At 37.4% G+C, this 22,880-nt stretch carries 17 protein-coding genes and 1 CRISPR repeat array; of the genes, 12 read left to right on the top strand and 5 right to left on the bottom strand.

Annotated elements, in window-relative coordinates; genetic code table 11:
• Positions 1–33: 33 nt before the first annotated feature.
• Positions 34–525: a ribonuclease E activity regulator RraA gene (rraA, locus tag A9G23_RS06105; protein ID WP_065586753.1), complete on the top strand. Its 492-nt coding sequence runs from the start codon at positions 34–36 to the stop codon at positions 523–525.
• Positions 526–614: 89 nt separating this feature from the next.
• On the opposite strand, the gene dprA is transcribed toward rraA, so the two are convergent.
• Positions 615–1,721 carry a DNA-processing protein DprA gene (gene dprA, locus A9G23_RS06100; RefSeq protein WP_081296969.1) on the bottom strand — a complete coding sequence of 369 codons (1,107 nt, stop codon included), beginning with the start codon at positions 1,719–1,721 and terminating at the stop codon, positions 615–617.
• 156 nt (positions 1,722–1,877) lie between these two features.
• On the opposite strand from dprA, the gene def reads away from it, so the two are divergent.
• On the top strand, positions 1,878–2,390 hold the full coding sequence (gene def / locus A9G23_RS06095; protein WP_065586752.1) for a peptide deformylase: 513 nt from the start codon (positions 1,878–1,880) through the stop codon (positions 2,388–2,390).
• A gap of 43 nt (positions 2,391–2,433) precedes the next feature.
• On the opposite strand, the gene grpE is transcribed toward def, so the two are convergent.
• Positions 2,434–3,018 carry a nucleotide exchange factor GrpE gene (grpE, locus tag A9G23_RS06090; protein WP_065586751.1) on the bottom strand — a complete coding sequence of 195 codons (585 nt, stop codon included), beginning with the start codon at positions 3,016–3,018 and terminating at the stop codon, positions 2,434–2,436.
• A gap of 157 nt (positions 3,019–3,175) precedes the next feature.
• Between grpE and nadK the strand changes: the two genes are divergently transcribed.
• Positions 3,176–4,054 (top strand): NAD(+) kinase, encoded by an 879-nt coding sequence (nadK, locus tag A9G23_RS06085; RefSeq protein WP_065586750.1) that lies wholly within the window; start codon positions 3,176–3,178, stop codon positions 4,052–4,054.
• 55 nt (positions 4,055–4,109) lie between these two features.
• On the opposite strand, the gene A9G23_RS06080 is transcribed toward nadK, so the two are convergent.
• Both A9G23_RS06080 and argF read right to left on the bottom strand, forming a co-directional pair.
• Entirely contained in the window at positions 4,110–4,607 is a 498-nt protein-coding gene (locus A9G23_RS06080) for a phosphatidylglycerophosphatase A family protein (protein ID WP_065586749.1), read from the bottom strand.
• Positions 4,608–4,705: 98 nt separating this feature from the next.
• The gene (gene argF / locus A9G23_RS06075) at positions 4,706–5,716 is read right to left on the bottom strand and encodes an ornithine carbamoyltransferase (RefSeq protein ID WP_065586748.1); all 1,011 of its coding nucleotides are present in this window, start codon (positions 5,714–5,716) and stop codon (positions 4,706–4,708) included.
• Positions 5,717–5,986: 270 nt separating this feature from the next.
• On the opposite strand from argF, the gene carA reads away from it, so the two are divergent.
• The 9 genes from carA (at position 5,987) to A9G23_RS11505 (ending at position 20,750) form a co-directional block, all read left to right on the top strand.
• Positions 5,987–7,144 carry a glutamine-hydrolyzing carbamoyl-phosphate synthase small subunit gene (gene carA, locus A9G23_RS06070; protein ID WP_065586747.1) on the top strand — a complete coding sequence of 386 codons (1,158 nt, stop codon included), beginning with the start codon at positions 5,987–5,989 and terminating at the stop codon, positions 7,142–7,144.
• A gap of 2 nt (positions 7,145–7,146) precedes the next feature.
• On the top strand, positions 7,147–10,359 hold the full coding sequence (gene carB, locus A9G23_RS06065; RefSeq protein ID WP_065586746.1) for a carbamoyl-phosphate synthase large subunit: 3,213 nt from the start codon (positions 7,147–7,149) through the stop codon (positions 10,357–10,359).
• A gap of 169 nt (positions 10,360–10,528) precedes the next feature.
• Positions 10,529–11,482, top strand: coding sequence for a type I-F CRISPR-associated endonuclease Cas1f (cas1f, locus tag A9G23_RS06060; RefSeq protein WP_065586745.1), 954 nt, complete (start codon positions 10,529–10,531; stop codon positions 11,480–11,482).
• Complete coding sequence (cas3f, locus tag A9G23_RS06055) at positions 11,479–14,790, top strand: type I-F CRISPR-associated helicase Cas3f (protein WP_065586744.1); 3,312 nt, start codon at positions 11,479–11,481, stop codon at positions 14,788–14,790. The genes cas1f and cas3f overlap by 4 nt, the downstream gene beginning before the upstream one ends.
• Before the next feature lie 402 nt (positions 14,791–15,192).
• Positions 15,193–16,572 (top strand): type I-F CRISPR-associated protein Csy1, encoded by a 1,380-nt coding sequence (gene csy1, locus A9G23_RS06050; RefSeq protein WP_065586743.1) that lies wholly within the window; start codon positions 15,193–15,195, stop codon positions 16,570–16,572.
• Positions 16,572–17,495, top strand: a complete 924-nt coding sequence (csy2, locus tag A9G23_RS06045; protein ID WP_065586742.1) for a type I-F CRISPR-associated protein Csy2 — start codon at positions 16,572–16,574, stop codon at positions 17,493–17,495. Before csy1 ends, csy2 begins: the two co-directional genes overlap by 1 nt.
• Before the next feature lie 35 nt (positions 17,496–17,530).
• Positions 17,531–18,541 carry a type I-F CRISPR-associated protein Csy3 gene (gene csy3, locus A9G23_RS06040; RefSeq protein ID WP_065586741.1) on the top strand — a complete coding sequence of 337 codons (1,011 nt, stop codon included), beginning with the start codon at positions 17,531–17,533 and terminating at the stop codon, positions 18,539–18,541.
• A gap of 5 nt (positions 18,542–18,546) precedes the next feature.
• Positions 18,547–19,116, top strand: coding sequence for a type I-F CRISPR-associated endoribonuclease Cas6/Csy4 (gene cas6f / locus A9G23_RS06035; protein ID WP_065586740.1), 570 nt, complete (start codon positions 18,547–18,549; stop codon positions 19,114–19,116).
• Between the two features lie 137 nt (positions 19,117–19,253).
• Positions 19,254–20,239: direct repeats of the CRISPR family, unit length 28 nt; unit sequence CTTCAATGCCGTATAGGCAGTTTAGAAA.
• A gap of 358 nt (positions 20,240–20,597) precedes the next feature.
• Positions 20,598–20,750, top strand: coding sequence for a hypothetical protein (locus tag A9G23_RS11505; RefSeq protein WP_176700604.1), 153 nt, complete (start codon positions 20,598–20,600; stop codon positions 20,748–20,750).
• Between the two features lie 39 nt (positions 20,751–20,789).
• Here the strand turns inward: A9G23_RS11505 and flhA are convergent, their stop codons facing one another.
• Complete coding sequence (flhA, locus tag A9G23_RS06030) at positions 20,790–22,877, bottom strand: flagellar biosynthesis protein FlhA (RefSeq protein ID WP_065586739.1); 2,088 nt, start codon at positions 22,875–22,877, stop codon at positions 20,790–20,792.
• Positions 22,878–22,880: the final 3 nt, after the last annotated feature.

The following is a 22,880-nucleotide window of genomic DNA, read 5'->3' as shown; positions in this document are numbered from 1 at the left end:
AACTTATATACCACAGCAAAAGGAGACTTGATGATGAAGTTTGATACTTCAATTCTTTGCGATTATTACCCAGAAGATGTTAACGTAGTTGAGCCGATATTTAGTAATTTTGGTGGAGTTGCATCATTTTCAGGTCAAGCTGTAACAGTTAAATGTTTTGAAGATAACGGGTTACTATACGAAATATTACAATCGAATGGTTCAGGTAAAATCCTTGTTATTGATGGTGGTGGTTCTGTTCGTCGTGCATTAATTGACGCAGAACTGATAGATATTGCCGTTCAAAATCAATGGGAAGGAATTGTTGTTTATGGCGCAGTTCGCCAAGTTGATTATTTGGCTGAAGCTGACATTGGTATTCAAGCACTGGCAGCTATACCAGTAGGAGCCGAAGATCAAGGCGTTGGTGATATCGATATTCGTGTTAATTTTGGTGGAGTGACCTTCTTTTCGGGTGATTTTATTTATGCTGATAACACCGGTATTATCTTATCGGAAATTGCCCTAGAACATGAAGATAAATAAAAACTGAACTATACCGCCGAGTTATATCGGCGGATATTATACTGAACCGACTACTTTTCTGAAACTTTTTAATAGAAATCATCCTATTTTTAAATCACACGATTACGAATATAACCACCGGTTACCGTTTTAATTAATCCCTCTAGTTCCATATCTAATAATTTGGTGGTTAATTCTGAAATTGACATATTTACTTGCTGAGCAATAATATCAACCGGAATAGGTTGATGATGAATCATAGCGAAAATTTCAGGATACAAAATAGAATGACTTTGTTCTTCTTTTCGCTGATTACGAGAGCTATTTACTACAGATAAATAACTGCAATAATGTTCTAAAATATCAGCCGGTTTAGAAACTAAATAAGCTCCTTGTTTAATTAAATAGTGAGTTCCACTGCAGTTTTCATTATTAATATCACCAGGTAAGGCAAATACATCGCGATTTTGCTCAAGTGCATATCGTGCTGTAATTAACGAGCCGCTTTTTTCTGATGCTTCAACCACAAAGGTGCCCAAACTTAACCCACTAATAATTCGGTTTCGGCGAGGAAAGTAAGCCGATCTAGCTTTTTCAAACGGCAAAAATTCGGACACAATTGCACCATTTTGTGCCAAAATATCATTGGCTAAGTTTAAATTTGATCTTGGTGCAATCTTTGCTAAACCACTGCCTAACACCGCAATTGTATGACCCGATGCCTCAAGTGCACCACGATGACAAATAGCGTCTAACCCTAGCGCCAAGCCACTGGTTATGGTTAAACCATTAATAGCCAATTCACCTGCAAAATATCGTCCCCATTGTGCTCCATATTCACTAAATTCACGGCTTCCAACCATAGCCAATTGAGGAGAATGTAATAACTGTCGATTACCTAAAACAAACAGTAACCATGGTGGAGAGCAAATTTGTTTGAGTAATAATGGGTAATCACTATCACAATAGGCAATAAGGTGTTTTTGTGAGCCGGGTGAATCTAACCATTCAAGTGTCGGTTCAAAATGAAGATATGAAGTTTCATAAAAACGCGCTAATTGAACATCCAATAAGCCCAGCTTATCTAACAGAAAAGGCACATTTTGTATTTTATCAGGTAAATCATTTGCAAAAAGTTGTCCAATTTTTTTAAAAATGGCTTGTTTGCCGTGTCCAAGCATTGAAATTCGCAATAAGAACTCATATTTACTCATCATAACCTTTTTGCACTCATTTTAAATAATTTAACTATCTTGAATTGATAAGATAAATACTAGCAATAGCCAACAAGGACTATTCATCAGTATGATAAATGTTTACAATGAGCAATTGCTTGAATAAACCCGATATTTGAGGAGTAGATCGAATAATTTATGGCTATTTTACCGGTATTACGTTTTCCTGATGAGCGGCTTCGCAAAGTTGCTAAACCTGTTACCCAGTTCACACCAGAGTTACAAACGATCATTGATAATATGATCGAAACCATGTACGACGAAAATGGAATCGGCCTTGCTGCAACTCAAGTGGATGTGCATGAGCAAATTATTGTGATTGATGTATCAGAAGATAAAAGTCAAGTTTATGTGATTATCAATCCAGAAATCATCAGTCAAGAAGGTGAGACCGGTATAGAAGAAGGCTGCCTATCAGTACCTGATTGTCGAGGTTTTGTACCAAGGGCTGAAAAAATCAAAATCAAAGCACTTGATCGTAATGGTAATCCTTATGAAATTGAAGCCGACGAATTACTGGCTATCTGTATTCAGCACGAAATGGATCACTTAAAAGGTAAACTCTTTGTTGATTATCTTTCACCATTAAAACGTCAACGAATCGAGCAAAAAATGAAAAAGCTTGCCCGCGAAGAGCAACGGAATAAATAAAATTAACCGCCAAAGGGTTGGCGGTTAACTGGTTTAAACTAAATTATTTAGCAACAATGACCATCGCAGGACGAATTAAACGACCATTTAAGGTATAACCTTTTTGAATCGTATTAACGATTTGGCCTGATTGATGTTCTGGTGATTCAACCATGCTTATCGCTTGGTGTACATCAGGATTTAATTGTGAATCTTCGGTATTAATCACTTCAATACCAAATTTTTTGACCGTATCTAAGAATGATTTTAATGTCAATTCTAACCCTTCAACAGTCGCTTTATGTTCTGGATTCGCTTTGTCTGTCGATTCTAAAGCGCGTTCTAGATTATCAATAACCGGTAATAATTCATTAGAGAATTTTTCTAGTGCAAATTTACGTGCTTTATCAACATCTTGCTCAACACGTTTACGAACATTATCAATTTCAGCCCGTGCACGAATCATGGCTTCGCTTTCATTTTTTTTCGCCAATTGTAAGGCTTGCTCAAGCTCTGCAATGCGAGCATCTTTTGCACTTAATTGCTCTTCAAGATTTGGCTGTGGCGCTGCTTCTTGTTCGATGGTGTCTTCTGCTGGTGTGTCAATGCTAGTTTCATTTTCTGACGTATTTTTATCTTGTTCTGTCATAAGGTACTCCAAATAATGTAGTCGAAAACTTAGTGAATAACGGTTATTATGGGGACAATTTTTATGATTACAAGCTTATCAGTACATTGATATGTAATTTTTTGACCTGTCACGAAAAAATACATAGCGTTTATGTAATAAATTACAAGGATATTTTATGCAAACACTATTTAAATGCATTGGTCTAATTGGACTTCCGCGTAAGTTAGAAGCAATTGAAACCCATCAAGTGCTTTATGATTGGCTTGTTAAACTTGGTATTCGTGTGTTAGTGGAAGATCGCTTGGCGGAGCACATTCAATTCCCCGTTAGCCATTACGCTTCGTTAGAAACAATTGGTCAGCAAGCTGACCTTGCCATTGTTGTGGGGGGGGATGGCAATATGTTACGTTCCGCGCGTTATTTATCACCATATAAAATCAAAGTGATCGGTGTTAATCGTGGCAATTTAGGTTTTCTAACCGACATATCACACGAACAAGTGATTGAACAATTAAGCCCTGTGATTGCTGGCGAATATGACGATGACCCTCGTTTTTTACTCGAAGTTTCTATTTATGATAAAGGCAATTTAATTAATTCAAGTTTTGCCGTGAACGAAATTGTTGTGACCCCCAATACGGTTGCCCACATGATTGACTATGATGTTTACATTAATGAACGCAATGCGTTTTCACAGCGAGCTGATGGGCTGATTATTGCAACACCGACAGGCTCTACCGCTTATTCACTATCGGCGGGTGGACCTATTTTAGCACCTCATTTAGACGCATTAATTATTACACCAATGTTTCCGCATTCATTAGCTGTCAGACCATTAGTCATCAAGGGCGATGTGCCTATTCATCTTAAATTCCCAACGACAGCACTTGATTTAAATATCGCTTGTGATAGCCAAATTATTTTACCGGTCAAACCAACACAAGATGTGATTATTCGCCGATCTTCGTATGAATTTAATTTGATTCATACCAAAGATTATGATTACTTTAATAATCTTTCAACCAAATTAGGTTGGTCACAAAAAATGTTTTAGTCTTTTTTTGTCAAAAACTTTCAGGAAACTATACGTTTTAGTATAAAATTTCATCTTAAATAATTAATGTCATGACAAAAACTGTGAATGATGAAAAGATAGCTGCAATGACATCATCTACCATAATGCCAAATCCACCGGGGACACGTTTATCAAACCAGCGAATTGGCCAAGGTTTTGCCATGTCAAACACTCTAAATGCCACGAAAGCTATGGCAATCCACATAACTGAAAGTTGCGGAATAAAAAATAGGGTGATCCACATGCCGACAAATTCATCCCAAACGATATGCCCTGAATCGTGCGTATGGGTATCATCCGATGTTTTTTGGCAAATAAAACAACCAAAAATAAAAGTCACTAAAATAAATATCCAGTATAAAGCTGGCTGTAAGCCATAAAACAAAAGCCATAACGGGATAGCCATTAATGAACCCATGGTTCCCGGCATAATCGGTGACATGCCGCTACCCAATCCTACTGCTAAAAAATGAATGGGATTGGTCAGTTTTAGGTATTTTTTAAAATTTTTGTTTCGCTCTTGTTTGGTCATGATTCAATATTCTTTTAGATAAAATTATGCCGACATTAAGTCGGCAAAAAGAAAGGCGCTTATGTTAACAAAACACCTTTGTATTAATTGTGATAATATTATTCGTCTTTGGTTAATGTTGCAACCATTACCGCTTTAATGGTATGTAGCCTGTTTTCGGCCTCGTCAAATACAATACTATGCTCAGATTCAAATACATCATGAGTTACTTCAAGCCCATTGGTTAAGCCATATTGTGCTGCCATTTGTTTACCCACTGTCGTATTCATATCATGAAAAGCTGGTAAACAGTGCATCAATTTGACATTTGGATTATTGGTAAGTTTAATAACATTTTCATTCAGTTGATAAGGTGTTAATAATTTAACTCGCTCATCCCAAACTTCCTTAGGCTCACCCATTGATACCCATACATCAGTATATAAAAAGTCGACGTCTTTAACGCCTAAAGTCACATCTTCAGTTAAGATAATGTTTGCTCTTGTCATTTTGGCAATATCTTGGCACTTTTGCACAAGTTCGGCTTCCGGCTGACAAGCCTTTGGTGCAACTAATCGAATCTCCATCCCCATTAACGCTGCACCTTCCATTAATGAATTTCCCATATTATTCCGAGCATCACCTAAATAGGCAAATTTAATACTGCTTAATGGTCGATCTCCTATATGCTCTTTCATTGTCATAAAATCGGCTAATATTTGGGTTGGATGTGCTTCGGTCGTTAAGCCATTCCAGACTGGCACACCTGCATATTTTGCTAACGTTTCAACAATTTCTTGACCATAACCACGATATTCAATTCCATCATACATTCGACCTAGCACGCGCGCGGTATCTGCAATCGATTCTTTATGCCCAATTTGGCTACCACTGGGGCCTAAATAAGTGACATTCGCACCTTGATCAAATGCACCAACCTCAAAAGCACAGCGTGTACGGGTGGAGTCTTTCTCAAAAATTAACGCGATATTTTTACCAATCAAATGTTGTTGTTCTCGCCCTTGTTGTTTGGCTTGTTTTAATTCTATGGCAAGATTAATTAGTTGATTGATTTCGGTAGGGGTAAAGTCGAGTAATCGTAAAAAATGGCGCTGATAAAAACCGTGCATGATATTGCTCCTAATAACCATAATTATTCAAAAGATTCTATTTGAATAATTATGCAAGTTCAAGTTAAACATTATAATAATCCCAATATTTTAGCTTACGTTGAGAAATGTCTAAAAAATTAGACTTGTTCATTAAGATAATTTTTATAATATTGCTTTTTTTGTACAAAAAAGTGTAATAAAATGACCAATTATTATATCTTTATAGATAAGTAAATTTGAATTTATATTCAAAAATAACGATCATTTATTCAAAAGGTCTTTTTTATCATGCAAACTTATGCCCTCCTTATGTTACAAGATGGTTCGCAATTTATCGGAAAATCAATTGGTGCTGATGGGCACTCTGTTGGGGAAGTAGTATTTAACACCTCAATGACTGGCTACCAAGAAATCCTTACCGATCCTTCTTACTGTGAACAATTGGTTACACTGACCTATCCTCATATTGGTAATGTCGGAACAAATGATAATGATGCTGAATCCTGCCAAATTTATGCAAAGGGATTGATTATTCGTGATTTGCCATTATTAGCCAGCAATTACCGAAGTGAACTCGATCTTTCCAGCTATTTAAAAAAGCATAATGTTATTGCCATCGCTGATATTGATACACGGCGCTTAACGCGTATTTTGCGTGAAAAAGGAGCACAGCATGGTGTTATTATAACGGTAACGGATAAAAAGACCTTACTTGAAAAAGCCGAAATAGCCAAACAACAGGCAATAAATTTTAAAGGATTAAGTGGGCTTGATTTAGCTAAAGAAGTGACGTGTTTGACAAGTTATATTTGGACTCAAGGCATATGGACAAGACAACAACAGCCTAATCCAATACCAGAAAAACAATTACCATACCATGTTGTTGCTTATGACTTTGGCGTAAAACGCAATATTTTGCGCATGTTAGTTGAGCGTGGTTGTAAATTAACAGTCGTACCAGCCAAAACGACAGCAGAACAAGTCCTTGCATTAAAGCCAGATGGAATATTTTTATCTAATGGCCCAGGTGATCCAGCCCCTTGCCGTTATGCAATTGAGGCCATTAAGCAGTTTTTAAATACTGACATTCCCATCTTTGGTATCTGCTTAGGTCATCAACTTTTAGCATTAGCATGTGGCGCTAAAACGATTAAAATGAAGTTTGGTCACCATGGCGGAAATCACCCCGTTAAAAATCTTGAAAATAATAAGGTTATGATCACCGCTCAAAATCATGGTTTTGCGGTAGATGAAACAAGTTTACCAGCTCATCTAAGAGCCACTCATAAATCACTATTTGATGGTTCACTGCAAGGTATTCATCACAATTACAAACCAGCTTTTAGTTTTCAAGGTCACCCAGAAGCCAGTCCCGGACCACATGATGCCGCACCTCTTTTTGATCACTTTATTGAGTTAATTAAAATTTATAAGCAGGAGCAATAATTATGGCTAAGCGAACAGATATCAACAGTATATTAATTATTGGCGCAGGCCCAATTGTTATTGGTCAAGCATGTGAATTTGATTATTCGGGAGCACAAGCCTGTAAGGCTCTACGTGAAGAAGGCTATCGCGTTATTTTAGTTAATTCCAACCCAGCCACTATCATGACGGATCCTGAAATGGCCGATGCCACTTATATCGAGCCAATTCATTGGACATGCGTTCGCAAGATTATTGAACAAGAAAGACCCGACGCCATTTTACCGACTATGGGCGGGCAAACAGCGCTAAATTGTGCATTAGAGCTTGAAAAGCAAGGCGTATTAAAAGAGTTTAATGTCGAAATGATTGGCGCAACAGCTGATGCTATAGATAAAGCCGAAGATCGCAAACGGTTTGATGAGGCGATGAAAAAAATCGGCCTTGATACCGCTCGTTCAGGCATTGCGCATTCGCTTAAAGAAGCTTATGCCGTTCTTGAGCAAGTTGGTTTTCCTTGCATTATTCGCCCGTCCTTTACCATGGGGGGAACGGGGGGCGGAATTGCATATAACACAGAAGAATTTGATGAAATTTGTACCCGAGGACTTGATCTTTCACCAACCAATGAACTGCTCATCGATGAATCATTGATAGGTTGGAAAGAGTACGAAATGGAAGTGGTGCGAGACAAAAATGATAACTGTATTATTGTTTGCTCAATTGAAAACTTTGATCCAATGGGCATTCACACCGGTGATTCAATTACTGTTGCGCCGGCACAAACCTTGACGGATAAAGAGTATCAAATCATGCGTAATGCATCAATTGCCGTACTGCGTGAAATTGGCGTTGAAACTGGTGGCTCCAATGTACAATTTTCCGTTGATCCAAACACTGGGCGATTAATTGTCATTGAGATGAATCCGAGAGTATCACGTTCATCAGCGTTAGCTTCTAAAGCTACCGGTTTTCCAATTGCTAAAATCGCTGCTAAATTGGCAGTTGGTTATACACTCGATGAATTATCGAATGATATTACAGGGGGTAAAACACCTGCCTCATTTGAACCATCAATTGATTATGTGGTCACTAAAATCCCACGCTTTAATTTTGAAAAGTTTGCTGGTTGTAATAATCGTTTAACCACGCAAATGAAATCGGTTGGTGAAGTCATGGCTATTGGGCGTACCTTCCAAGAGTCATTACAAAAAGCATTGCGAGGGCTTGAGGTTGGCGCTTCAGGTTTTGATCCTAAAATTGATGATTATACCGATGAAAAAAATATTACCAAAATTCGTTATGAACTCCAAGAAGCGGGCGCCGATCGTATTTGGTATATTGCCGATGCCTTTAGGGCTGGATTGAGTTTAGATGAGATCTTTACATTAACCAATATAGATCGTTGGTTTTTAGTGCAAATTGAAGAGTTGGTTAATTTTGAAAACAAGCTAAAGAAGCAGTCACTTGCACAGCTCAATCCAGAAACATTATGGCAATTAAAACGTAAAGGTTTTTCAGATTTACGCATTGCTAAACTACTTAATACCACCGAGCAATCGGTTCGCGATTTACGTCATCAATATCAAATTCACCCTGTTTATAAACGTGTTGATACCTGTGCGGCTGAATTTGCAACCGATACCGCTTACCTTTATTCAACCTATGAGCAAGAGTGTGAAGCCAATCCTCAATTTCGCCGTAAAAAAATTATGATCCTAGGTGGTGGTCCTAATCGAATTGGTCAAGGTATCGAGTTCGATTATTGCTGTGTGCATGCAGCATTAGCTCTGCGTGAGGATGGTTATGAAACCATTATGGTTAACTGTAATCCAGAAACCGTGTCAACCGATTATGATACTTCTGATCGCCTCTATTTTGAGCCAGTTACGCTTGAAGATGTGCTTGAGATTGCGCATGTTGAAAAGCCAAATGGTGTTATCGTGCAATATGGTGGGCAAACACCACTAAAGCTCGCCCGTGCACTTGAAGCCGCAGGTCTACCTATTATTGGTACCTCACCTGACGCTATCGATAAAGCCGAAGATCGTAAACGCTTTCAAGAAGTTGTCGATAAACTGAAATTAAAACAACCTGTCAACGCAACAGTGACTGATATTAATGAGGCAGTCATCAAAGCAGAAAAAATAGGTTATCCATTGGTGGTTAGACCATCTTATGTATTAGGAGGTCGCGCAATGGAAATTGTTTATAATGAACAAGATTTACGCCGTTATTTTAAAACAGCGGTAAGCGAATCAAATAATGCGCCTGTCTTACTCGATCACTTTTTAGATGATGCCATTGAAGTTGATATTGATGTGATTGCTGATGGCGAACTAATTGTGATTGGTGGCATTATGGAACATATTGAACAAGCAGGCATTCACTCTGGCGATTCCGCTTGCTCACTGCCAACTCACACCTTAAGTGCAGAGATTTTAGATAAACTAAGGCAGCAGGCCAAACAATTGGCACTTGAACTTAATGTAAAAGGCTTAATGAATGGACAATTTGCCATCAAAGATAACCAAATTTATCTGATTGAAATTAATCCTCGTGCAGCACGCACCGTACCGTTTGTCTCAAAAGCAACAGGTTTACCACTGGCTAAAATTGCCGCTCGCGTCATGACAGGGCAATCACTTGCCAAGCAAAATGTGACTAAAGAGGTGATTCCATCTTATTATTCGGTAAAAGAAGTGGTATTACCGTTTAATAAATTCAGTGGCGTTGATCCAATCTTAGGTCCAGAAATGCGCTCAACGGGGGAAGTGATGGGAATCGGTAAAACCTTTGCTGAAGCCTTTGCTAAAGCGCAACTTGGTAGCCTATCGAATATGAAAAAATCAGGAAAAGCATTATTATCGGTTCGTGATAAGGATAAAACAAGGCTGTTAGAAGTCGCTAAGCGATTAATTGCCCATGGATTTAGTATTGACGCAACTATCGGCACGGCAAAAGTGTTACAACAAGCAGATATACCATGCCAAATTGTAAAAAAAGAAAACGAAGGGCGACCGAATATCCATGATCACATAAAAAATGGCGAGTACAGCTATATTCTTAATACTACTTCTGGACGCGCAGCCATTGAAGCGTCAAAAATATTGCGTCGAAGTGCTATTCAATATAAGGTACATTACGATACCACCATGAATGCAGCCTATGCCACAACGGCGGCACTTAATTACGATCCGGCACAAACTGTAACGCCATTACAGCAGCTTTATTGATAAACAAAAAAGATGAAGACGGGCAATGCTCGTCTTAAAAAACCCCTGCCATGATATAATAACTTTGCAATCACTCAATTGCTCGTAATAGACAATAAAATGCTCGTTTTTAATATAAAATAATGTTAATTTATTTGCTATATTTCAATTAATTTAATCAGTTATCATCATGGATATGATTCATTCTTCTGATCTAAAAACGATCATGCATTCCAAGCGAGCCAATATTTATTATTTAGAGCATTGTCGTGTTTTGGTTAATGGTGGACGAGTTGAGTATGTGACTGAGCAAGGCCAACAGTCGTTATATTGGAATATCCCAATAGCAAATACCACCTGTATTTTATTAGGTACGGGTACATCATTGACTCAAGCGGCAGTGCGAGAGCTTTCACGAGCAGGTGTTATGATTGGCTTTTGTGGCGGAGGCGGAACGCCCCTTTTTTCATCAACCGAATCTGAATTCGCTTGTCAATTTTTTTCGCCACAAAGTGAATATCGCCCGACAGAATATCTACAAAGTTGGTGTCAATTTTGGTTTGATGACAAACGTCGATTACAAGCCGCTAAATTATTACAACAAACACGGCTTAATATTATTAGTGAATGTTGGCCGCAATTTGATTGGGATGTTGATACAACGCAGTTAGCGCATATTCTTACTGATGCAACACAACAATTTACCGATGTTGATAATAGCCAAGCACTTTTAGCCGCAGAAGGGCGAATTAGCAAACGTCTTTATGGCATGGCAAATCAATTAACCTTACAAGATGACAAATTTAAACGAGAACAAGGCACACGAGGCAAAAGTCATGATCCCGCTAATCAATTTTTAGATCATGGTAACTATTTAGCCTATGGCCTTGGCGCAACGGCTTGTTGGGTATTAGGTCTACCTCATGGGATGGCTATTTTACACGGAAAAACTCGCCGAGGTGGCTTAGTGTTTGATGCGGCAGATATTATTAAAGATGGCATTGTGTTACCTCAAGCCTTTTTATCAGCTAAACAAGGCGATAGTGAAAAAGAATTTCGTATGGCATGTATTGCGCAATTTGCTCAATTAGGTGCACTTGATAGGATTATTGATACTTTAAAACAGATAGCAGATCAAATATGAATATTTTACTTGTTAGCCAATGCAAAAAGAATGCATTAACTGAAACGCGTCGCATTATTGATCAGTTCGCAGAACGTTGTGGTGAACGAACATGGCAAAGCCCAATGACCGAAGCAGGGCTACAAACGCTTTATAAATTATTACGCAAAACTGCACGAAAAAATACTGCTGTTGCATGTTATTGGACACATGGTAAAAATTTAACTGATCTTTTGTGGATTGTGGGCGATAGCAGTCAGTTTAATCAAGAGGGACGAGTCCCAACTAATCGTACTAAACGTAATATTTTACGCAGTGATAGCGAAAATTGTTGGCAATATGCAACCGCCATTCAATTAATCACAACTATGGCAGCTCTACTTCATGATTTAGGCAAAGCAACGGTTGGTTTTCAATCTAAATTACGAGCAGAAACGGCTGTGGCGGCTGATCCTTATCGACATGAATGGATTTCGTTGCAATTATTTTTATTAATGATTCAAGACTGCACCACGAACGAAGCCTTATTTGATCGATTAGCGCATTTTGATCAATATCGACAACAGAATCCTAATTGGTACCAGCAACTAACCAAAGTCGACAAAAATGATCTCACGCAGTTACCGTTATTGGCACAATGGATTGCGTGGCTCATTGTGTCGCATCATCGAATGCCGTTTTTAACGACTTCATTAGATGGTGATAAAAAAAAGAAACAAGAAAAAGATTCATATCTCTCAGGCTTAAAAATAACTACCTTTTATAAAATATTGAATGCAGTTGATGGGTGGGTTAAAAATAGTCATAGTCAACACACTTCACCCAACGATTTTTGGCAGCTTAAAAGCGATATTACCTTAAGCCAGCTTTGGCTGAAAAAACTAAGCCGTTATGCAACCAAAGCCTTAAATCATGTTCCTTTAATGCAATTGTCTAATATTGACGAGTTTTTATTGCATATTTCGCGTTTAAGCTTAATGGTGGCTGATCATAACTACTCAAGTTTATCTTTATCAAATGACGAAGCAAAAAAAAATAGGGCAATACTGATTGCTAACACAAATTACCAAAAAGAAGCCAAACAGTGTTTAGATGATCATTTAATTGGGGTTGCCAATTTAGCTGCCCGCTTTGCTCGTTTATTACCTAAAATAACCACGGAATTACCCGCAATTAATCAACATAAACCCTTTACCAAACGAACAACTATAAAACGATTCCAATGGCAAAATCATGCTTTTGATTTAGCAAAAAGTTATCAACAACAAACTGATGAATGTGGCTTTTTTGGTGTTAACATGGCATCGACTGGCTGTGGTAAAACCTTAGCCAATGGGCGGATTATGTATGCGCTTTCAAATCCAAAACGGGGCGTGCGTTTTACCATTGCATTGGGATTACGTGTTTTAACGTTGCAAACAGGTAAAGCATTAAGAGAAAGATTACACTTAAGTGATGAACATCTGGCGATTTTAGTGGGTGGGCGAGCCACAAAAACCTTGTTTGAACTGAGTAATGAAGACATTGAACAAAACGATTCAGAAAACCAAGGTAGTGAATCTATCGAATCGTTACTTGATGAATATATTGATGTAGCCGAAAGTGGTATTGCGGATTGTGAATTAGGTACCATTATCGAAAACAGTAAAGCACGGCAATTACTCTATGCGCCCATTGTGACATGCACTATTGACCATATTATCCAAGCGAGCGAATGTACCCGAGGCGGTAAATATATTGCACCAACGTTAAGATTGTTAACCTCAGATCTGATTTTAGATGAACCTGATGATTTTGATCAACACGATTTGCCAGCGCTAGCGCGTTTAGTGCATTTAGCCGGATTGTTTGGGAGCAAAGTACTGCTGTCATCGGCGACTTTAACACCAGATTTAATTGCCGGATTATTTGACGCTTACCAAGCAGGACGAAAAATTTGGAATCAAAATAACCAATATGCCGATAATACCATTGTATGTGGTTGGTTTGATGAATATGAACAGTCGATATCACAAATTGCTGATACCAAAACGTTTAACGATCACCATCAACAATTTGTAGCAATGCGCATTCATCAATTAGCACAAAGCGCAGTTCGTCGCCAAGGGCATATCTTAGATCTACTAAATTACCAAGAAAATAAAACAGAAAACCAAAACCCCAATTATGATGTGCTGGCTAAACAATTATTAGATCAAGCTTATCAATTTCACCAAGATCATCATCAAATTGATAAAAAATCACAAAAAAAGGTAAGTATCGGTTTAATGCGTTTTGCCCATACAGAAGATGTTATTTCACTTACAGAACAAATTTATGCACAAACGAAGTTACCTAATGATACCGCTTTTCATATCGTGGTTTATCATGCTCGGCAACTGCTGTTATTACGTAGCCAATTAGAGGAAAAACTTGATAGAATTTTAAATCGCAGTGATGAACAGGCACTATTTAGCCAACCCGAAATTCTCCAAGCGATAAAAAGTAGCAAGAAAGAAAACCATATCTTTATTGTAATAGGTACGCCAGTCACCGAAGTTGGGCGCGATCACGATTATGATTGGGCAATTGTAGAACCATCATCCATGCGATCTATTATTCAGTTAGTTGGACGAGTATGGCGTCACCGGCCACAAAAAATTGCACAAAAGGCCAATGTGGCCATATTAGGCTCGAATTTAAAAGCAATTGAATCTAAGTATCGTACGGATAAAGCCTGTTTTACTAAACCAGGGTTTGAAGAAGAGTCATTATTCTTGCTGAAAACCCATAAAACCAATGAACTAATCCCAACTCATCAGTTAATAAATATTGACGCTATTCCACGTATTAAGTCCTGCCCTGAAGATGGGCTGACTCTCGCCGAATTAGAACATAAGGTCATGGCAGATCTTTTTGCAATTAATGCCCGTAAAAGTAATTATGTGACCAGCTATTGGCAACAAGGCTTAGCTCATCACCATTGTGTGCATTTACAGGCGATTTCGCCATTTAGAGGGAATGATAAGACACAAGATGAATATATTTGCCAACTTGACGATGATGGGGATTATCAATTTAGCTATGCAGATATCGCATGGCAAACACCGGATGAATGCTGCGAAGATACACAAAATAGTATAATTGAATATAAGAACTGGTCATTTGCTAATCCTAACATCCAACCTTGGCTAATTAATAATGTCGAGCAAGCCATAGCAAAAATAACCGAATATTTCTCAAATAAAACGCCATATCGATTAGCGAATGAATTTTGTAGCGTAAGCTTATATCGTAATTGCAGTTGGTATTTTCATCCTTGCTTTGGATTTTATGAAAAGAAAGGATAAAAGAAACTTGTTTTTATACTGAAACACATAGTTACCTTAAACTTTTTGACAAAATATCGTCAGGTGAATAATGATTGCTAGTAAAAAAGAATTAATTCTTTTATACTCAGGGCAGACAGCCGTATAGGTTGCTGAGAAATTTTAAGTATTTTCTTTTCTTTAAAGAGAATTTTACCGCTGAATAAGCGGTTTATAAAAAAAATTAAGTCCCACTTTCTAAATTAGTTAATTTTTGGGGTTAATATTAATTAATATTCTTCCTTTTAAGTATTATAATTTTCTTTTTTTGTTTCTTTTGTTATTTATTTTTTTTGATCATTTTTTGTTTGATATTTGGCCGGATTTATTTTATTCTAATTTTATTAATTTAAGATAAATATAAGATAAATATAAGGAGGGAAAATGGATAACATATCTTGGCAAGATATAAGAAAAGTAATTTTAGACTTTCTGCAACAACGGCTTGCCAATAATAGTAATTATAAAAGTGAAACGGCGAAGCTAGAAAAAGCAAAAGAAGCTGGCGATCAGGTTGCAGTAAATGAAGCTCAGCAAAAGTTAGCTGAACTCGCTAAACGGTTTGATTTTGAAACGTGGATGGAAGATGCTGCTATTCGTCGTATTTCATGGCTTATTATCGCAACGCACTTGTCAAAAGGGATTCATCCTAGCTCTAAAGCCTGTAATGCCAATTACAATACGCAGATAAAGCCTAATAATCTGAATAATTTTGTATCGTCTTCTACAGTAAATACCTTACCTTTTGATGCCAGTGGTGCTGCGGCTTTAGACATATTTGGGGTGCTAAACCAAACTGTTAAAAATGATATAACAATTTTACAGCTTATTATTAATAATCATCCTGCTGTTCAAGACGCTTTATCTGATGATAAAAATAAGTCGGTTCTTTATTTAGAAAATTTTAATCAGTTACTTAAAGATAATTGGAGTGATGCACAGGCTTCGGAACTTAACAAGCAATTTTTCTGGCCGAATAGTGAAGAAACTTATTTGTCACAGCATGAAAATAATTACCGCTTACTGATTCCACTGCACCCTAGTGCTTTGTGCCATTTAGTTTACCAAAAGGTACAAACACGATTTTCAGAAGAAAATAAAAATGCACGAGAATTGCGCAGAAAAAAGGATGTTGAGCATCAACCTTATTTTTCTTTCCATGATTTAGCCGTAGTTAAAATAGGAGGCAGTAATGCTCAGAATGCAAGTCAACTTATTGGTAGTCAAATGGGGCGTAACTTTTTATTACCTTCAATGCCTCCCAAATTGACTAAAACTGCTTTTCCTTCAATTTCAAACTTTAAAGAATCTATTTTTGCTAAGTCTCTTCAATATTATTGCCGATATGGGTTTAAATTATTGTTTAATGCGGTTGAATTCCCAAAAAATACTTTTTCAGTAAGAAATAATAGAAAAGAGGCATTTTTTATTATTTTAACATTAGTTCTTAAGTTTGCTCGCCATATTCAAATTACTCTGCCAGCCGGTTGGAGTTGTGATTATTCACTCAATTTTAAGCAAAAACTTTGGTTAGACCCTAAACGCGCTGATTTAGAGGGCGAAGAAGATTTTAAAAGTCAGTATGAACAAGGCGAATGGCTACTTGATTTAGTAGATCAATTTGCTTTTTGGATTCAAACAATTTTAAAAAATAAGTTTGATAATATTCAAAAACAATTTTCAGATTCTGAATACAGAGAGTGGCGCCGAGAATTTAGTGCTGCGGTGAAAGCAAGTCAACGTAAACGGGAGGGAATCTTTTAATGGCATTGCCTGATTATTATTTATTTTTTGATCATGTCAAAATTCATAATGCTAATGCAATTTCTAGCCCATTAACGTATGGCTTTCCAGCTATTTCGGGGTTTTTGGGTGCTATTCATGCTTTAAGTCGTAAAATTGAATCAGAAAATCCTATTTACTTAGATGGCGTGTTAATCGCTTGCCATGAATGCGATGTACAAGTCTATAGACCCAACGATTATACAGATTATACTTTTCGTTTAACGCGCAATCCGTTGGCCAAAAACGGTAGTACCCGTTCAATTATCGAAGAAGGCAGGGTACATCTTGATATTTCATTATTAATCGAAGTGAGAATAGAAGATTTAGAAACATTATATGACGCCGAGCAACAGAAAGCATTTATCCAACAGATAAAACAAAAACTTTATCAGCAACGTATAGCTGGTGGTCATGTGGTATCTATTGAGGATGTCAAGTTAATTTCTTCTGATAAATCAGATACTGATTTAGCTAATTTATTATTACCAGCTTTTGTTTTGGTGGAAGCACCACAAGATTTACAAGATATCACTGCTGAATTACAGCAACAAGATCCTAATGCTACAGCGCTTGATGCCTTGGTTGAAACTGCAATGTTACATCATTATCCTCAAGAAAAAGATCACTGGCAAACTACATCAGTTAAACAAGGGCGCGGTTGGCTTGTTCCTTTACATTTGGGTTATCAAGCTATTTCACCGTTATTTTCAGCGGGTAAGGTTAAACATGCGCGCAGTAATGAGCATGCCACGCAATTTGTGGAGTGTATTTATGGGCTCGGTAAATGGGTCTTTCCTTTACGCTTGAAAGAGAATTTATCACAGGCTTTTTGGCGTTATAAATGCAGTGAATTGCAATCTAATGATGCAGAAATTTATATTATCAATCAAGAAACCAATTAAGTAAATTTAGAAAATTGTGGAATAAGGAATATATTATGAGTAAAGATAAAATCACCACCGCCAGCGTACTTGCTTTTGAACGTAGTTTCGATATTTCAGATGCGATTTTTGCACAGCAAGATAATGCAGATGACAATAAATTATCTCCTGTTATAGTCACTGAAAAATCAGTCCGAGGCACTATTTCAAATCGTCTTAAAAATGCAGTTGCAAACGATCCAACCAAATTAGATGCTGAAATACAAAAGCCAAATTTACAAACAGTTGATGTCGCTGCGTTAGATGCCGATAAAGATACATTGGTCGTGACATGGAGCTGTAAAGTTTTGCCATTTTTAGGTAAACCTTCCGTGTGTAATGATATCGAATATCAAAAAGAACTAGAAAAAACAACGCAGGATTATATTCAAACGCAAGGAATGCTTAACTTGGCTAAGCGTTATGCTATTAATATCTTAAATGGTCGTTGGTTATGGCGTAATCGTATGGCGGCAGAGCAAATTAGTATTTCGATTATTCGTAAAGATGCTGAAAAACCAATCATCCAAGTCAGTGATGTTAAACAATACCAGCTTAATGCATTTGATTATGATGATAAATCGGTGAATAATCTTGCCAAACTGATTGAAGCAGGATTATCCGGTAAAGAGTTTGTAATTTTTAACGTTGAAGCCAAACTGAAAATGGGCTTAGGTCAAGAAGTTTACCCGTCACAAGAATTAATCCTAGATACTGGCAAAACTAAAAGTAAAGTATTGTATGAGAAGAACAAACAAGCTGCTATGCATTCACAAAAAGTCAGTAATGCTATCCGAACCATCGATACTTGGTATGACGATAATGCACAATTTCCAATAGCGATAGAACCGTATGGCTCGGTCACTTCAATGGGGCATGCTTTCCGCCAACCAAAACAAAAATTAGATTTTTATACCTTATTTGATAATTGGGTTTTAAAAGGTGAAAAACCATCGCTTGATCAGCAACATTATGTAATTGCGGTATTAATTCGTGGTGGTGTCTTTGGTGCCAGCGGTAAGGAGTAAATAAGATGCACTCACATTATTTAGAGTTGCGAGCGATTTCGCAAATTGAGATAACCGAAGTGGATGTGATGAATCAAGTGATGCAATCATTACATCAAATTTTGGTCAATTACCAAGGCAATATCGCAATTAGCTTTCCTTGTTACCATGTGCACCGAACTTTAGGTGGAGTGATTCGATTATTGGGTACTGAGCAGGAATTGCAAAATCTCCAAGCAGATATACAGCAAAAATCATCAATTAGTGATTATGCTTTACTGATGCCTATCACTACAGTGCCGACGACGATAAAAGGCCACCTACGTTTTATCCGTGTTAATCCAAAGGGTCAGAGTGCGTTAAGGCGTGCAGAAAAACGATTAACAGCACAAGGTAAATGGACGCCTGAAGTGAAAAATAAAATGATTGAAAAGTGGGGAAGCGTTCATTTGCAATACCCACACCTTCATTTGAATAGTAAAAGTACAGGGCAAAAATTTATTTTGTGGTTAAAGCAAGAAAAATGCCCAGAGCCAGTACAAGGCACATTTAATAGCTATGGACTAAGTCAAACCGCAACGGTTCCTGATTTTTAAATTTCAAACCCTTTTTTCGATGATAATTTTAACATATTGATTATTATTGATATTAAAATAGACTCAAAAAAAGGGTAAAAATTGGCTAAAGTGCAATATGCTCTTTTACAATAAGGCACTATTGAGATAAAATTCTACTTCAATGCCGTATAGGCAGTTTAGAAATTGTCATCAAAATCAAATTTCCCACCAATCTGCTTCAATGCCGTATAGGCAGTTTAGAAAATTTTTATTAGGTTTACCTCTGTTAGCGGCGGCTTCAATGCCGTATAGGCAGTTTAGAAAAACCCGACGTCCCTTGGCCGTCTGTTATTGAGCTTCAATGCCGTATAGGCAGTTTAGAAAGTACGGTGAAAATGTGGTGCAATTATTCAACACTTCAATGCCGTATAGGCAGTTTAGAAATTTATCGCGTTAGCTTCGGAGCCCATCGCTCTCTTCAATGCCGTATAGGCAGTTTAGAAAAGATGATGAGGGGCAATTGTTAGTTGATGAAACTTCAATGCCGTATAGGCAGTTTAGAAATGTCGCAGGAACGTTAATTTTGGTTTCTGGATCTTCAATGCCGTATAGGCAGTTTAGAAAGTTAATATTAATAGTAGTAATGATAATAATCTTCAATGCCGTATAGGCAGTTTAGAAAAGCATCCGATAGTCACCAATTCACGCTTACAGCTTCAATGCCGTATAGGCAGTTTAGAAATGTACAGGCTACCACTTATTTTGATGATTATCCTTCAATGCCGTATAGGCAGTTTAGAAAAACAGCATGATCCCATTAGTCGCTCACAGATTCTTCAATGCCGTATAGGCAGTTTAGAAAAGCAATAGATTTGTATTACGTAGAGTATCGCCCTTCAATGCCGTATAGGCAGTTTAGAAAGGTTATCGATATTTACCACGCTGACAAATTGGCTTCAATGCCGTATAGGCAGTTTAGAAAAAATCGATAATATCCTTCATGCCGATAATATGCTTCAATGCCGTATAGGCAGTTTAGAAAATCTAGCCGCTGAGTTTTTCGCACATCATTAACTTCAATGCCGTATAGGCAGTTTAGAAAAATATAGGCAATCATCGGTTTAGCACAGCCATCTTCAATGCCGTATAGGCAGTTTAAAAACTGTTCAGATTTAAATGACATCATTGTTGTAACTTCAATAATCATTAAGTGCCACAATATAGCCCTATCAATGTGGTTTAACCGTATTATAAAAGTGAATAAATTGCTTAAACTTTTGTTTTATTTTTTGAATATTTGTTGATTATGCTAGATTTCAATTAAAGTGTGTATCGCTCTTTTCGACTTTTTTAATCTTGAAACGGTATAGAATCCTGAATATTTTTTACAAAAATATAACCTAAAAAGTAAACAGTTCAACTTTAACTAAACGTTTAATTCCATAACGGATGGCCTTATCATATTTGCCCTGGTTAAGGGGATGGGCAGCTTTAATCGGGCTTTCTTTAGCACGTTATAAATGGTCGAACAACTGACCATAAAACGTTTTGCTAAATCAGTGACGGTTAGTTTTGTTTATGATATCAGCGCCATATCTCTTGTCTGTGATATGGCGTTAATTCGCTTTTTTATGGATATTTATTATCGTAGTGTCTTAAATTACTGTAAATAACGGAAATAATTACTACACATTATTAGCATAATAAGATCACTATTCAGCCCCAATTTGCGAAGTCATTTTTATCTCTCGATTATCGGCGATTTCTAAATTCGATAGCACCGCTAATTGAGGAAAGTTAGACCTTAAAAATTGCGATAACATCGGTCTTAATGCATGATTTACTAATAATACCGGTGGTGCGCCGATGGCATCTTGTTGATTAATAGCTTGTCTGATCTGTTCAATAATGTGTTCGGCAAGTCCTGGTTCAAAATTGCTGGTATTTTGCAGCGCTTGTAATAACAAACGTTCTAAATTGATATTTAATCCTATGACATTAATTGGATCAGAGCCTGGGAACCATTGTTGTGTGATCACTCTGCCTAATGCGATTCTTACCATACTAAGTAGCTGATAAGCATCATTTTGGGTGGGCGCATGTTCACAGATCGTTTCAATAATGGTTCGCATATCCCGAATTGATACTTTTTCGGCGATTAAACTTTGTAGTATTTTATGAAAAGTCGTTAGTGTCACAACGCCTGGAATAAAATCCTCGACTAATTTTGGAATATCCTGTTTTATTCTGTCGAGCAGTTCTTGGGTTTCTAAGCGTCCTAATAAGTCGCTTGCAAATTGTTGTAATAAATGGTTGAAGTGTGTTGCGATCATCGTACTGGTATCTACAACGGTATATCCTAATATTTGCGCATTTTCTTTATCGTTTTCATCTATCCATATGGCAGGTAGCCCAAAAGCCGGTTCGGTTGTTGCAATGCCCTCAATAGTTTCTGTCACATTACCGGGATTAATGGCTAACCATTTATTATTCACAATTTCGCCTTTGCCGATTTCGCCACCTTTGATAAATATTTTATATTGATAAGGCGCTAACGAGAGATTATCTCTTATATGCACCTGAGGAGGTAAAAAACCCAGTGTTTGAGCAAATTTTTTACGTAAACTACGGATTCGCCCTAACAACTCACCGTTTTGAGTTTGATCGACCATTGGAATTAATCCATAACCCACTTCCATTGCTAATATATCTTCAATATTGACATCAGACCATGTCGCTTCAATATTGGCCGGCGTGGTTGCTTGCACATTAGCTTGTTTGGGCGTGGCTGTCTGTTCTGTTTTTTTCTGTTTAGTTAGCCACCAAGAGAGAATGGATAAAATGGCAGTAAAAAGTAAAAAAACTAAATTTGGCATGCCCGGAATGAGCCCAAGTAAACCAATTACGACAGCGGTTAAAATTAATACTTGCGGATTATTAAAAAGCTGAGTAATCATTTGATTACTAATATTATCTTGCGATGTCACTCGCGTAACGATAACTCCCGCAGCCGTTGAAATAATCAGTGACGGTATTTGCGCAACCAAGCCATCACCAATGGTCAGTAACACATAGGTTTTACTTGCATCAGATAGCGCCATATCATGTTGTACAACCCCAACGAGCAAGCCGCCAACAATGGTAATGGCCATGATTAATAATCCGGCAATTGCATCACCACGTACAAATTTACTAGCACCATCCATCGAACCATAAAAATCCGCTTCTTGAGAAACTTCGGCTCGGCGTGCTTTGGCTTCATCTTCACCAATTAAGCCGGCATTGAGGTCGGCGTCAATGGCCATTTGTTTTCCTGGCATGCCATCTAATGCAAAGCGAGCTCCCACTTCGGCTATTCTACCTGCTCCTTTGGTGATGACCATAAAGTTGATGATAACCAAAATGATAAATACGACGATACCAATAGCAAAATTACCGCCAACTAAAAAGTGTCCAAAAGCTTCAATCACCCGTCCAGCCGCAGCGCTGCCGGTGTGTCCTTTTAATAAAACGACTCGTGTAGAGGCAACGTTTAATGATAATCTTAATAAAGTTGCAAATAATAAAACGGTCGGAAATGCTGCAAAATCGAGCACTCGTTTAGTGAATAATGCCACTATCAGGATAATAATTGATAAAGCAATATTAAACGTAAAAAATAGATCCAAAATAAAGGCAGGGAGGGGTAATACCATCATTGAAAGAATCAATAAGATGAGCATTGGGCCAGCTAAAATTTGATAATGGCCATTTTTTAACGTATTAAGTGATAATAAAGTAAGTAGTTTTGATTTAATCATAAA

This window comes from Gilliamella sp. App4-10 (genome assembly GCF_001690495.1).
GTDB lineage: Bacteria > Pseudomonadota > Gammaproteobacteria > Enterobacterales > Orbaceae > Gilliamella > Gilliamella apicola_G.
The sequence above is the reverse complement of the archived record's forward strand: the minus strand, read 5'-3'. Positions and strand labels throughout refer to the sequence as shown.